This is a genomic window from Pedobacter sp. GQ55, from assembly GCF_059758925.1.
Window position 1 is genome coordinate 38,426 of the sequence record NZ_JCAXEI010000017.1, and the last position, 12,464, is coordinate 50,889.

The window sequence follows — 12,464 nt, forward strand, 5'->3', positions numbered from 1 at the left end:
GTTGTTTTATTTGTTTATAATTGTCGGGATTCAATCAATAAAATTATGTTAGAAACAATGGATAATTCTGTAGGCTATAACTTTAGTATCTCAGAAAATCAGGAAATGATAAGAAAGGTGGTACATGATTTTGCGGAAAAGAATATTCGTCCAAATGTAATGGAGTGGGATGAAGTACAGCATTTTCCGATAGAAGTTTTTAAAAAACTTGGTGAATTAGGGCTGATGGGAGTACTAGTTCCGGAGGTTTATGGTGGATCTGGTTTGGGCTATCAGGAATATGTAGATGTGATTGTTGGGGTATCCAAGGTTTGCGGTTCAATAGGTCTTTCGTTAGCGGCTCATAATTCTTTATGTACTGGTCATATCCTTGCTTTTGCCAATGAGGAACAAAAAATGAGATGGTTGCCTAAATTAGCAACAGCAGAATGGATAGGAGCATGGGGCTTAACTGAAGCAAATACCGGATCCGATGCTTTGGGTATGATAACCGTTGCTACATTGGATGGAGATGATTATGTTATTAACGGGTCCAAAAACTGGATTACTCATGGTAAAACGGGAGATATTGCAGTTGTTATGGCAAGAACCGGAGAAAAAGGAGATTCTAACGGCATTTCGGCTTTTGTTGTTGAAAGGGGAATGCCAGGGTTTGCAGCAGGAAAGAAGGAGAATAAGTTAGGTATGAGGGCCTCCGAGACAACTGAAATGATATTTGACAATTGTCGTATTCCAAAAGAAAATCTTTTAGGGAATATAGGTGGGGGCTTTAAACAGGCGATGAAAGTTTTAGATGGCGGACGAATCTCTATTGCCGCATTGGCGTTAGGTATTGCAAAAGGTGCTTACGAGGCGGCTGTTGCTTATGCCAAACAACGGCATCAGTTTGGGCAGCCAATAGCAAGTTTTCAAGGCATTAGTTTTAAGCTGGCAGATATGGCTACTGAGATTGAGGCGGCGGAACTGTTGATTAGACAGGCAGCTGATTTAAAGAACCGTGGTTTACCTATGACTAAAGAATCGGCCATGGCCAAATATTTTGCTTCGGAAGTTGCAGTAAGGACGGCAACTGAGGCAGTGCAGATTTTTGGAGGTTATGGTTATACCAAGGATTTTCCGGTAGAAAAATTCTATAGAGACAGTAAATTATGTACCATTGGAGAAGGAACTTCAGAAATTCAGAAAATAGTTATTGCGAGAGAAGTTTTAAAACATTAGATTAGTGTAACAAAATAAAAGAGAATATTCTAACCAAATATAAAACCAATTAATCCGGCATATTTAAATATGCCGGATTTTTGGTTTTAAAGAGCTATAGCTCTATTTAATGGATATGATACGGTCTACTACATAAGGGCTATAACCTCTCCATGGAAGCGTGCTTACATATTCTCTATAGTGCAGCTCGAATGTCTTTCCGCTGTTCATCATCATTTTTTCGGCGATGGCTTTGTCATCGACAGAAAATTCAAATTCATTTGATTGTATGGTGCCTGTTTGTTTGGATCGAAGTCCTGTTTGAATCAGTTTGCCTTCGTAGGTTTTAAATACATAACCTTTTCTTACCACATAATTCAGCTCACCGGCTTTAACACCATCGCCAAATACAAAATAATAACGATAATAAATGAATCCTGATAGGATAACAATTATAATAGCAAGAATAATAAACAGCGGCTTTTTAGATTTCATGATAGATTTGTTTTTATATTAAAAATAAGTATAAAAAGTGTACCATGTATTTTCAAATTCAATATTATTAATTAAAATAAACATAGTGTTTTGATTATCAAATGAAATACCTATCTTTGCAGTCCTAAAAACAACGAGAGGAGGTATTTTACGTTATGATCATTATTAATATTAAAGACGGTGAATCACTAGATAAAGCGTTAAAACGTTTCAAAAAGAAATTTGAAAAAACAGGAGTGTTAAGAGAATTACGTAGCCGCCAAGCTTACGAGAAAAAATCTGTAGCACGTCGTACGTTAGTGAAACACGCTATTTATAAGCAAAATATGCAACTAGAAGGAACAATATAGTTCTTGTAGTTTAACATAATAATATTAAAAGCCATCAATTGTTTGATGGCTTTTTTTGTTCAAATAAAAAGGAATTGTTAAGATAATGTTTTGTATATTCACTCTATCGAGCAATACAAATAGTTTCTATGACTGTTGACCAATTTCTAACATATCTCCAGCACGAGAAGCGATATTCTCCACACACAGTCCAGTCCTACAGAACCGACCTGATTCAGTTTAGAGATTTTATGCTCCAAACATTTGAGTTGCGACTTAAAGATGTAGCTTATATTCACGTAAGGAATTTTATGGTTTGGCTAATGGAGGAGGGTGTTGCTGAGAATTCTATAGGAAGGAAGTTGTCTACCTTACGCAGTTTCTATAAATACCTTGTTCGCGAGCAAATAATCCTATCAAGTCCAATGGCGCTTGTAAAAGCTCCTAAAGCTCCCAAACGTCTTCCTGTATTTGTAGATGATCAGAAGCTGGATCTGTTGCTTGATTCTGAAGAGTTTTTTGATGGAAGCTTCTCATCGGTAAGAGATCGATTGGTTATTGAAGCTTTATTTGGAACAGGTATGCGACTTGCAGAACTGTTGGCCTTGAAGGAATCTGATATTAACTTTTACGACTCAAATATCAGGGTTTTTGGGAAAAGAAATAAAGAACGGATAGTCCCGATAAGCAAACCGCTTGAGGATCAGCTAAGAACCTACATAGAGTTAAAAACATTACAAAAATTTGATAACAAAACGGGAGGCTTATTCGTTACAGATAAAGGAGCGGATGCATATCCTAAATTGATATACCGAATAGTTCAGCGTTATTTAAGTTTCATTTCAACGCAGGATAAGAAGAGCCCACATGTGTTGCGCCATTCTTACGCCACCAGTTTGTTGAATAGGGGGGCAGATTTAAATGCAATAAAAGAATTGTTGGGGCATGCAAGTCTGGCTGCTACTCAGGTTTATACCCACAATTCAGTAGAGAGATTAAAATCAATATATAAACAAGCCCATCCAAAGGCATAAAAAAGAGGAGGAAAATATGAAAATTACAGTTCAATCGATCCATTTCAATGCAGACCAGAAGTTATTAGATTTCATTCAAAAGAAAGTAGATAAGCTAGATCAGTTTTTTGATCAGATTATTAGTGGCGAAGTTTATTTAAAATTAGAGAATGTAGATGATGAAGCCAATAAAATAAGTGAGATTAAATTGATCGTACCGGGCGTAACAATGTTCGCAAAGGAACAGTGTAAATCATTTGAAGAGGCCACAGATTTAGCAATTGAGTCGTTAAGAAAGCAAATTACCAAACATAAAGACAAGACGAGAATAAAATTAAGTGAACATAAGGCAATTTTGAACGCGAATGAAGTATCTGATTATTAGGTACATATTTTAGCGATATTTTAATATTGAATTGGCGGAGTTAGTTTCGCCAATTTTTTTTTAAAATAAATTTTGCGTCTATCATAAATTCTTGTAGATTTGCATTCCATTTCAGAGAGGGCGTTACCTCAACAACTAAAATGGAATGTTCTATGAAAGATTAATATTATAAAATTTGTTGCTTCCTTTGTAAGCGGCACATGATATAAGCCTCCTTAGCTCAGCTGGTAGAGCAACTGACTTGTAATCAGTAGGTCATTGGTTCGATCCCGATAGGAGGCTCTTTTTTTGGGGGGATACCAGAGTGGCCAAATGGGACAGACTGTAACTCTGTTGTCGCAAGACTTCGAAGGTTCGAATCCTTCTCCCCCCACAATAAAGAAGCGGAAGTAGCTCAGTTGGTAGAGCGATAGCCTTCCAAGCTATAGGTCGCGAGTTCGAACCTCGTCTTCCGCTCTTAAATGGAAAAGGTGGGCAGTCGGCAGGGATTGTGAAAAATTATTCCAAAAGGAATGATCGGAATAAGCTGCTAGAGATTAAAAGCCGAAGTAGCTCAGCGGTAGAGCACTTCCTTGGTAAGGAAGAGGTCGTGGGTTCAAGTCCCATCTTTGGCTCAAAAAAAATAAAAATAGGCTTTGTTGAATCTGTTTAAACGCAGGGTGAACAAGGTTTTTTGTATTGAATTGTATCAAAACAATAAATAAATAAAAAGTTATAACCTACTAATAAGTATAAAAACATGGCAAAAGAAAAGTTTGACCGCAGCAAGCCGCACTTAAACATCGGCACAATCGGTCACGTTGACCACGGTAAAACAACCTTAACAGCAGCTATCACTAAAGTGTTATCTGATGCTGGTTTATCTGAGGCGCGTTCATTTGATTCAATTGACTCAGCTCCTGAGGAAAAAGAAAGAGGTATCACCATTAATACAGCACACGTTGAGTATTCAACTGCTAACCGTCACTATGCACACGTTGACTGTCCAGGTCACGCGGATTATGTGAAAAACATGGTTACTGGTGCTGCACAAATGGATGGAGCTATCATTGTTGTAGCTGCTACAGATGGTCCAATGCCACAAACTCGTGAGCACATTCTATTGGCTCGTCAGGTAGGTGTTCCTTCGTTGGTAGTATTCATGAATAAAGTGGATATGGTTGACGATCCTGAGTTATTAGAATTAGTAGAGATGGAAGTTCGTGAATTGTTATCATTCTATGAATTCCCTGGTGATGATATTCCTGTTATTCAAGGTTCAGCTCTTGGTGGTTTGAACGGAGATCCGAAATGGGTAGCTAAAATCATGGAATTAATGGATGCTGTTGATAGCTACATTCCAATTCCTCCACGTTTAACTGATCTTCCATTCTTAATGCCTGTTGAGGACGTATTCTCGATCACTGGTCGTGGTACTGTTGCAACTGGTCGTATTGAGCGTGGTGTAATCAACTCTGGAGATCCAGTTGAGATCTTGGGTATGGGTGCCGAAAATCTTAAATCAACTGTAACAGGTGTTGAGATGTTCCGTAAGATCCTTGATTATGGTGAAGCAGGTGATAACGTAGGTTTATTGTTACGTGGTATTGAGAAAACTGATATCCGTCGTGGTATGGTTATCTGTAAACCAGGTTCAGTAACTCCTCACACAGATTTCAAAGCTGAGATCTATGTATTATCAAAAGCAGAAGGTGGACGTCACACTCCATTCTTTAACAAATACCGTCCACAATTCTATTTCCGTACTACAGATGTTACTGGTGAGATTACACTAGCTGAAGGAACTGAAATGGTTATGCCAGGTGATAACGTTACTATCAATGTTAAATTGATCAACGCAATCGCAATGGAAAAAGGTCTACGTTTCGCTATCCGTGAAGGTGGTAGAACAGTAGGTGCTGGTCAGGTAACTGAAATTGTAAAATAGTTCTTAGGTATCCTAAGGATACCGGACAAATTTATAAAGCAAAGTACTTAGGCTTTAACAGCCTGAGTACTTTGTTCTAATAGCAAAACGATTCGCTTGGAAGAGTGGAAATTATACACGGGAATAGTTCAACGGTAGAATAGAGGTCTCCAAAACCTTTGATCAGGGTTCGAATCCTTGTTCCCGTGCAAAAAATTAATTATGGCTAAAGTAGTTCAATTTGTTAAAGAATCATATGAAGAAATGACCCAGAAGGTTACCTGGCCTACATGGGGAGAATTGCAAAATTCTGCAGTGTTGGTTTTGATAGCTTCGCTTATTATTGCATGTGTTATTTTTGCAATGGATAAGGGTTCTACATTCGTTTTGGATACTTTTTATAAATCACTTTCTAATTAATATAGCTAAATGAACGATCAGTTGAAATGGTATGTAGTTAGGGCCGTTAGTGGAAAAGAGAAGAAAGTAAAACAGTATATTGATTCTGAAATTAGCCGTTTAGGGTTTTCACATTTGGTTCCTCAGGTTTTAATACCAATGGAAAAATATTACCAAATGAAAGACGGGAAAAAGATTGCAAAAGAGCGTAATTTTTATCCTGGCTATGTTTTAATTGAAGCTATTTTAGATGGTGAATTAGAACACATTATTAAGAATGTTAATAGCGTTATTGGTTTCTTAGGAGATAAGGGTGGAAATCCTGTTCCTATGCGCCAGGCGGAAGTTAACCGTATTTTAGGTAAAGTTGATGAGATGAGCCAACAAAGCGAAATCATGAACGTTGCATATTATGTTGGAGAGAACGTTAAAGTAATGGATGGACCGTTTAACGGTTTTACCGGCGTTATTGAAGAGGTTAACGAAGAGAAAAAGAAATTAAAGGTTATGGTTAAGATCTTCGGAAGAAAAACTCCGTTAGAACTTAACTATATGCAAGTAGAAAAGGAATAGAATAAAGATCTTAATTGTTACATGCTTCCAACATTTTAACATTGAGTATTACAAATTAACAAAAACAGAAAATGGCAAAAGAAGTCAGTGCACTTGTTAAATTACAGATCAAGGGTGGAGCTGCAAATCCATCGCCACCAGTAGGACCTGCTTTAGGTGCTAAGGGGGTGAACATAATGGAGTTTTGCAAACAATTCAATGCTCGTACCCAAGATAAGCCTGGTAAAGTATTACCTGTTGTAATTACTGTTTATGCTGACAAGTCTTTCGAATTTATCATCAAAACCCCTCCGGTTGCTATCCAGTTAAAGGATGCTACTAAATTACAGAGTGGTTCTGCTGAGCCCAACCGTAAAAAAGTTGGTTCGGTGACTTGGGATCAGGTTAAGTCAATTGCTGAAGATAAAATGACTGATTTAAATGCTTTCACTATCGAATCGGCAATGAGTATGGTTGCCGGTACAGCACGCAGTATGGGAATCACCGTTAGCGGTGATGCGCCTTGGACAAATTAATTAACAAATAACAGTTTACAACAGTGGCTAAATTAACAAAAAATCAAAAAAAGGCACATGCTAAACTAGAATCTGGTAAAACGTATTCTTTAAAGGATGCGGCTGCTTTGGTTAAAGAAATAACTACTACTAAATTTGATGCATCGGTTGATATCGATGTTAGTTTAGGTGTAGATCCACGTAAAGCCAATCAAATGGTACGTGGTATTGCAACTTTACCACATGGTACAGGTAAAACTGTACGTGTTTTAGTTCTTTGTACTCCTGATAAGGAAGAAGAGGCTAAAGCGGCTGGCGCAGATTTTGTAGGTTTAGACGAATATGTAGCCAAGATTGAAGGTGGATGGACTGATGTTGACATTATTATCACTACTCCTGCTTGTATGGCAAAAGTAGGTAAACTGGGCCGCGTTTTAGGTCCACGTAACCTTATGCCAAACCCTAAATCAGGTACTGTAACTAACGAAGTTGGTAAAGCAGTAACTGACGTAAAAGGCGGTAAGATTGATTTTAAAGTTGACAAAAGTGGTATTATACACGCTTCAGTAGGAAAAGTATCATTCCCAGCAGATAAAATATATGAAAATGCTTTAGAAGTTCTTCAAGTAATTTCTAAGTTAAAACCATCTGCTGCAAAAGGAACTTATTTTAAGAGCATACATGTTTCTTCAACTATGAGTCCTGGAATTGCAATCGAAACTAAATCAGTAGCGGGGATCTAATTATGAACAGAGAAGAAAAACACGAAGTCGTTTCGGCTCTTCAAGTGAAGATGCAGGAATTCGGTAATTTTTATATTGCCGATACATCAAGCTTATCTGTTGAGAAAGTAAACAGTATCCGTCGCAAATGTTTCGAAAGTGGGATTGAAATGCAGGTTGCTAAAAATACTTTAATCAGAAAAGCGATTGAAGGATTAGATGGCGATGCATCAGAGATCTTTGTTGCGCTTAAAGGTCAATCAGCATTATTATTCTCAACAGTAGGTAACGGTCCAGCTAAGCTGATCAAAGCCTTGAGAAAAGGATCTGACAAACCTCAGCTTAAAGCTGCATATATCGATTCAACAGTATTTGTTGGTGATAATCAACTTGATACTTTAGTGAGCTTGAAATCAAGAGAAGAGCTTATTGGAGATATCATTGGGTTATTACAATCACCAGCTAAAAACGTTATTTCGGCTTTACAGTCTGGTGGTAACAAAATTGCAGGAATTGTTAAAACTCTTCAAGAAAGAGAAGGTTAAGGACACCTTAAAAGTTCATATTAAACAAATTATTTTTACGTAAATTTTTAAAATCTATAAAAATGGCAGATTTAAAAGCGTTTGCTGAGCAATTGGTAAACTTAACAGTTAAAGAAGTTAACGAATTAGCTCAAATCTTAAAAGACGAGTATGGTATTGAACCAGCTGCTGCTGCAGTTGCTGTTGCAGGTCCTGCTGGTGATGCTGCTCCTGCGGCTGAAGAAAAATCAACTTTCGATGTAATCTTGAAAGAAGCTGGTGGTTCTAAATTAGCAGTTGTTAAATTGGTAAAAGACTTAACTGGTTTAGGTTTGAAAGAAGCTAAAGACTTAGTTGACGGTGCACCTAAAGAATTAAAAGCTGGTGTTGCTAAAGACGAAGCAGAAGCTTTGAAAAAACAATTAGAAGAAGCTGGAGCTGTAGTTGAAATTAAGTAATCACTTAATTTTAATATAACTTTAACCATAGACTCCGACTGTATAGTCGGAGTCTATACCTGTTTATAAACATTTCATCTTGTTTGGTTGGTGGAATTGTTTAACGGCTAACCAAACAAATAGTTTATTCTTAAAGTAAATTAACTTTAGTCCATTGGCAAATAAAGTCGACCAAAGAGTAAATTTTGCACGTAGTAAGCATATCATAGATTACCCAGATTTTCTAGATGTGCAGTTGCAATCATTCAGAGAATTTTTTCAGATCGAGACAACTTCAGATAACCGTCACACTGAGGGTTTATTTAAGGTGTTTGCTGAAAACTTCCCAATCACCGATTCAAGAAACATCTTTGTTCTTGAGTTCCTTGATTATTTTATTGACCCACCACGTTATGATATACCTGAGTGTATCGACCGTGGGTTAACTTATAGTGTTCCATTAAAAGCGAAGCTTAAGCTTTCTTGTAATGATGCTGAACACGAAGATTTTGAAACGATCATTCAAGATGTATATTTAGGAACCATACCTTATATGACTCCTAAAGGTACTTTTGTGATTAACGGCGCAGAGCGTGTAATTGTTTCTCAGTTACACAGGTCTCCCGGTGTGTTCTTCGGTCAAAGCCGTCACACTAACGGAACTAAGCTTTATTCTGCCCGTGTAATTCCTTTCAAAGGATCTTGGATTGAGTTTGCTACTGACGTAAATAACGTCATGTATGCATATATCGATCGTAAGAAAAAGTTCCCGGTTACCACCTTATTGCGTGCTATTGGTTACGATTCTGATAAGGATATCCTTGAATTGTTTGACTTAGCCGATGAGGTTAAGGTTAGCAAATCTGGATTGAAGAAATATATCGGTCGTAAACTTGCTGCAAGAGTATTAAGAAAATGGGTTGAAGATTTTGTTGATGAAGATACTGGTGAGGTAGTTTCTATAGATCGTAATGAAGTGATCTTAGACAGGGATACTGTTTTAGAAGATGACCATATTGATATGATCATTGATGCTGGTGTTAAAACTATTATCTTATCTAAAGATGATGGTGCAAGTCAGGCTGATTATACCATTATATATAATACATTACAAAAGGATACTTCTAACTCTGAAAAAGAGGCTGTTGAAAACATCTATCGTGCTTTGCGTAATGCAGAACCACCTGATGAGGAAACTGCAAGAGGTATTATCGAACGTTTGTTCTTCTCGGATAAACGTTATGATCTAGGTGATGTAGGTAGGTACCGTATCAACCGTAAGTTGAAAATGGATACTCCTGATCACGTAAAGGTTTTAACAAAAGCTGATATTATTGCTATTGTTAAATACCTGATCAAATTGATCAACTCTAAAGAAGAAGTGGATGATATTGATCACTTGTCGAATCGTCGTGTTCGTACAGTAGGTGAGCAATTATACGCTCAATTTGGTGTTGGTTTAGCACGTATGGCGCGTACTATCCGCGAGCGTATGAACATTCGTGACAACGAGGTATTTACTCCAACAGACTTAATTAATGCCCGTACGTTATCGTCGGTTATTAACTCTTTCTTTGGTACTAACCAGTTGTCTCAGTTCATGGACCAGACAAATCCTTTGGCAGAGATTACGCACAAGCGTCGTTTGTCAGCCTTAGGCCCAGGTGGTCTTTCACGTGAGCGTGCTGGTTTCGAGGTGCGTGACGTTCACTATACTCACTACGGTCGTTTATGTACAATTGAAACTCCAGAGGGACCAAACATCGGTTTGATCTCGTCTCTTTGTGTTCATGCGAAAATAAACAACTTAGGTTTCATTGAAACGCCTTATAAAAAAGTAGATAATGGTGTTGTGTCTGTTGACGAACCGGTTATTTACCTTTCTGCTGAGGATGAAGATGGTAAAACAATTGCACAGGCAAATGCCGAGTATGACGATAAAGGTAATTTCACTACTCCTCGTGTAAAAGCACGTTATGAGGGTGACTTCCCGATTATTGAGCCTGAGAAATTAGACTTAATGGACGTGGCACCTAATCAGATTACTTCAATCGCTGCTTCGTTGATTCCTTTCCTTGAGCATGATGATGCGAACAGGGCATTGATGGGATCGAACATGCAACGTCAGGCCGTACCTTTGTTACGTCCTGAAGCTCCAATTGTTGGTACAGGTTTGGAAGGTCGCGTAGCCCGCGATTCAAGAACTCTGATCAATGCAGAAGGTGATGGTGTTGTTGAATATGTTGATGCAAATGAGATCACTATTAAATATGTAAGAAACGATGGAGATCGTTTAGTATCGTTTGAAGGTGATAGCAAAACTTATAAATTAATCAAATTCAAGAAAACCAACCAGAATACTTGTATCAACTTGAAACCAATTGTTAAAAAAGGTCAGAAAGTTGTTAAAGGACAAGTACTTTGTGAAGGTTATGCTACTGAAAATGGTGAGTTGGCATTAGGAAGAAACTTAAAAGTTGCTTTCATGCCTTGGCAAGGATATAACTTTGAGGATGCGATCGTAATTAACGAGCGTATTGTTCGTGAAGATATCTTTACTTCTTTACACATTGAAGAGTTTGAATTGGAAGTACGTGATACGAAACGTGGAGAAGAGGAATTAACACCAGATATCCCTAACGTTTCTGAAGAAGCTACTAAAGATTTAGATGAGAACGGTATTATCCGTATCGGTGCTGAAGTTAAAGAGGGCGACATCCTTATCGGTAAGATCACTCCTAAAGGAGAGTCTGATCCTTCGCCGGAAGAGAAATTACTACGTGCGATATTTGGAGATAAAGCTGGTGATGTTAAAGATGCATCATTAAAAACTCCTCCATCTATTAAGGGTGTTGTAATTGATACTAAGTTATTCTCTAGAGCTAAGAAAACTACTAAAGCTGAGGAAAAATCAGCAATAGAGAAATTAGACAAGAGATATGAACTTGCTACTACAAATCTTAAAAATGAGCTTGTAGATAAATTATTCCAGATTGTAAACGGTAAAACATCTCAAGGTGTATACAACGTTTATAAGGAATTGTTATTCCCTAAAGGAGCTAAGTTTACTCAAAAGAGTTTAGCAGATTTAGAATACGCGCACATTAATCCATACAAATGGACTACTGACGATGACAAAAATGAGCAGATCAAATTGTTATTGCACAACTATGGTATTCGTGTAAACGAAGAACTTGGTGCTTACAAACGTGATAAGTTTGCGATTAGTGTGGGTGATGAGCTGCCTTCAGGTATTGTTCAGATGGCTAAGGTTTATGTAGCTAAAAAACGTAAGTTGAAAGTAGGCGATAAGATGGCTGGTCGTCACGGTAATAAGGGTATTGTAGCTCGTATTGTACGTGATGAAGATATGCCATTCTTAGAAGATGGAACTCCTGTTGATATCGTGTTGAACCCACTGGGTGTACCTTCACGTATGAACCTTGGTCAGATTTATGAAACTGTATTGGCATGGGCCGGTAAAGAATTGGGCGTTAAATTTGCAACTCCAATTTTTGATGGTGCTAAGCACAATGAGGTTGAAGATTGGATCGCTAAGGCTGGATTACCTGCTTCCGGAAGAACCTACTTAAATAACGGTTTAACAGGTGAGAAATTTGATCAGCCAACAACTGTAGGTATTATCTATATGTTGAAATTAGGACACATGGTTGATGATAAGATGCACGCTCGTTCTATCGGACCATATTCATTAATTACACAACAACCATTGGGTGGTAAAGCTCAATTTGGTGGTCAGCGTTTTGGTGAGATGGAGGTTTGGGCATTGGAAGCATTTGGTGCTGCCAACATTCTACAAGAGATATTAACTGTTAAATCAGATGATGTTATCGGTAGAGCTAAAACTTACGAAGCGATTGTAAAAGGCGAAAACCTTCCTACACCTGGTGTACCAGAATCGTTCAACGTATTGGTACATGAGTTACGTGGATTAGGTTTAGATATTACGTTAGACTAATGTTGAAAGTT

13 protein-coding genes and 5 tRNA genes are annotated in these 12,464 nt (G+C 37.7%); 17 read left to right on the plus strand and 1 reads right to left on the minus strand.

Annotated elements, in window-relative coordinates:
* Window positions 1-57: 57 nt before the first annotated feature.
* Window positions 58-1,218: an acyl-CoA dehydrogenase family protein gene (locus AC6CH7_RS25355; RefSeq protein WP_498265370.1), complete on the plus strand. Its 1,161-nt coding sequence runs from the start codon at window positions 58-60 to the stop codon at window positions 1,216-1,218.
* Window positions 1,219-1,320: 102 nt separating this feature from the next.
* Here the strand turns inward: AC6CH7_RS25355 and AC6CH7_RS25360 are convergent, their stop codons facing one another.
* A complete protein-coding gene (locus tag AC6CH7_RS25360) occupies window positions 1,321-1,692 on the minus strand; it encodes a hypothetical protein (RefSeq protein ID WP_498265371.1) in 372 nt (123 codons plus the stop codon).
* Window positions 1,693-1,847: 155 nt separating this feature from the next.
* On the opposite strand from AC6CH7_RS25360, the gene rpsU reads away from it, so the two are divergent.
* The 16 genes from rpsU (at window position 1,848) to rpoB (ending at window position 12,453) form a co-directional block, all read left to right on the plus strand.
* Entirely contained in the window at window positions 1,848-2,042 is a 195-nt protein-coding gene (rpsU, locus tag AC6CH7_RS25365) for a 30S ribosomal protein S21 (RefSeq protein ID WP_008243148.1), read from the plus strand.
* 128 nt (window positions 2,043-2,170) lie between these two features.
* On the plus strand, window positions 2,171-3,055 hold the full coding sequence (locus AC6CH7_RS25370; RefSeq protein ID WP_498265372.1) for a tyrosine-type recombinase/integrase: 885 nt from the start codon (window positions 2,171-2,173) through the stop codon (window positions 3,053-3,055).
* A gap of 16 nt (window positions 3,056-3,071) precedes the next feature.
* Window positions 3,072-3,419, plus strand: coding sequence for a ribosome hibernation-promoting factor, HPF/YfiA family (gene hpf, locus AC6CH7_RS25375; RefSeq protein WP_498265373.1), 348 nt, complete (start codon window positions 3,072-3,074; stop codon window positions 3,417-3,419).
* Window positions 3,420-3,628: 209 nt separating this feature from the next.
* A tRNA-Thr gene (locus AC6CH7_RS25380) sits at window positions 3,629-3,701 on the plus strand.
* 8 nt (window positions 3,702-3,709) lie between these two features.
* Window positions 3,710-3,792, plus strand: a tRNA-Tyr gene (locus AC6CH7_RS25385).
* A 10-nt stretch (window positions 3,793-3,802) separates the two neighbouring features.
* Window positions 3,803-3,875: transfer RNA gene (locus tag AC6CH7_RS25390), tRNA-Gly, on the plus strand.
* 86 nt (window positions 3,876-3,961) lie between these two features.
* Window positions 3,962-4,033: transfer RNA gene (locus AC6CH7_RS25395), tRNA-Thr, on the plus strand.
* A 125-nt stretch (window positions 4,034-4,158) separates the two neighbouring features.
* Window positions 4,159-5,346 (plus strand): elongation factor Tu, encoded by a 1,188-nt coding sequence (tuf, locus tag AC6CH7_RS25400; RefSeq protein WP_048907301.1) that lies wholly within the window; start codon window positions 4,159-4,161, stop codon window positions 5,344-5,346.
* A 117-nt stretch (window positions 5,347-5,463) separates the two neighbouring features.
* Window positions 5,464-5,534, plus strand: a tRNA-Trp gene (locus tag AC6CH7_RS25405).
* Between the two features lie 13 nt (window positions 5,535-5,547).
* Window positions 5,548-5,745, plus strand: a complete 198-nt coding sequence (gene secE / locus AC6CH7_RS25410) for a preprotein translocase subunit SecE (RefSeq protein ID WP_498265374.1) — start codon at window positions 5,548-5,550, stop codon at window positions 5,743-5,745.
* A 9-nt stretch (window positions 5,746-5,754) separates the two neighbouring features.
* The gene (gene nusG, locus AC6CH7_RS25415) at window positions 5,755-6,297 is read left to right on the plus strand and encodes a transcription termination/antitermination protein NusG (protein WP_048907300.1); all 543 of its coding nucleotides are present in this window, start codon (window positions 5,755-5,757) and stop codon (window positions 6,295-6,297) included.
* A gap of 71 nt (window positions 6,298-6,368) precedes the next feature.
* A complete protein-coding gene (gene rplK / locus AC6CH7_RS25420; protein WP_008243137.1) occupies window positions 6,369-6,812 on the plus strand; it encodes a 50S ribosomal protein L11 in 444 nt (147 codons plus the stop codon).
* Window positions 6,813-6,835: 23 nt separating this feature from the next.
* Window positions 6,836-7,534, plus strand: coding sequence for a 50S ribosomal protein L1 (gene rplA / locus AC6CH7_RS25425; RefSeq protein ID WP_048907299.1), 699 nt, complete (start codon window positions 6,836-6,838; stop codon window positions 7,532-7,534).
* Between the two features lie 2 nt (window positions 7,535-7,536).
* Window positions 7,537-8,058 (plus strand): 50S ribosomal protein L10, encoded by a 522-nt coding sequence (gene rplJ, locus AC6CH7_RS25430; RefSeq protein ID WP_498265375.1) that lies wholly within the window; start codon window positions 7,537-7,539, stop codon window positions 8,056-8,058.
* A 62-nt stretch (window positions 8,059-8,120) separates the two neighbouring features.
* Window positions 8,121-8,495 (plus strand): 50S ribosomal protein L7/L12, encoded by a 375-nt coding sequence (gene rplL / locus AC6CH7_RS25435; RefSeq protein WP_041878234.1) that lies wholly within the window; start codon window positions 8,121-8,123, stop codon window positions 8,493-8,495.
* Between the two features lie 154 nt (window positions 8,496-8,649).
* Entirely contained in the window at window positions 8,650-12,453 is a 3,804-nt protein-coding gene (gene rpoB, locus AC6CH7_RS25440) for a DNA-directed RNA polymerase subunit beta (protein ID WP_172661228.1), read from the plus strand.
* The last annotated feature ends 11 nt before the right edge of the window (window positions 12,454-12,464 follow it).

Excerpts from the sequence above, each read along its gene's own strand:
- AC6CH7_RS25355 (WP_498265370.1), top strand. The coding sequence starts at position 58 with ATGGATAATTCTGTAGGCTATAACTTTAGTATCTCAGAAAATCAGGAA.
- AC6CH7_RS25360 (WP_498265371.1), bottom strand. The coding sequence starts at position 1,692 with ATGAAATCTAAAAAGCCGCTGTTTATTATTCTTGCTATTATAATTGTT.
- rpsU (WP_008243148.1), top strand. The coding sequence starts at position 1,848 with ATGATCATTATTAATATTAAAGACGGTGAATCACTAGATAAAGCGTTA.
- AC6CH7_RS25370 (WP_498265372.1), top strand. The coding sequence starts at position 2,171 with ATGACTGTTGACCAATTTCTAACATATCTCCAGCACGAGAAGCGATAT.
- hpf (WP_498265373.1), top strand. The coding sequence starts at position 3,072 with ATGAAAATTACAGTTCAATCGATCCATTTCAATGCAGACCAGAAGTTA.
- tuf (WP_048907301.1), top strand. The coding sequence starts at position 4,159 with ATGGCAAAAGAAAAGTTTGACCGCAGCAAGCCGCACTTAAACATCGGC.
- secE (WP_498265374.1), top strand. The coding sequence starts at position 5,548 with ATGGCTAAAGTAGTTCAATTTGTTAAAGAATCATATGAAGAAATGACC.
- nusG (WP_048907300.1), top strand. The coding sequence starts at position 5,755 with ATGAACGATCAGTTGAAATGGTATGTAGTTAGGGCCGTTAGTGGAAAA.
- rplK (WP_008243137.1), top strand. The coding sequence starts at position 6,369 with ATGGCAAAAGAAGTCAGTGCACTTGTTAAATTACAGATCAAGGGTGGA.
- rplJ (WP_498265375.1), top strand. The coding sequence starts at position 7,537 with ATGAACAGAGAAGAAAAACACGAAGTCGTTTCGGCTCTTCAAGTGAAG.
- rplL (WP_041878234.1), top strand. The coding sequence starts at position 8,121 with ATGGCAGATTTAAAAGCGTTTGCTGAGCAATTGGTAAACTTAACAGTT.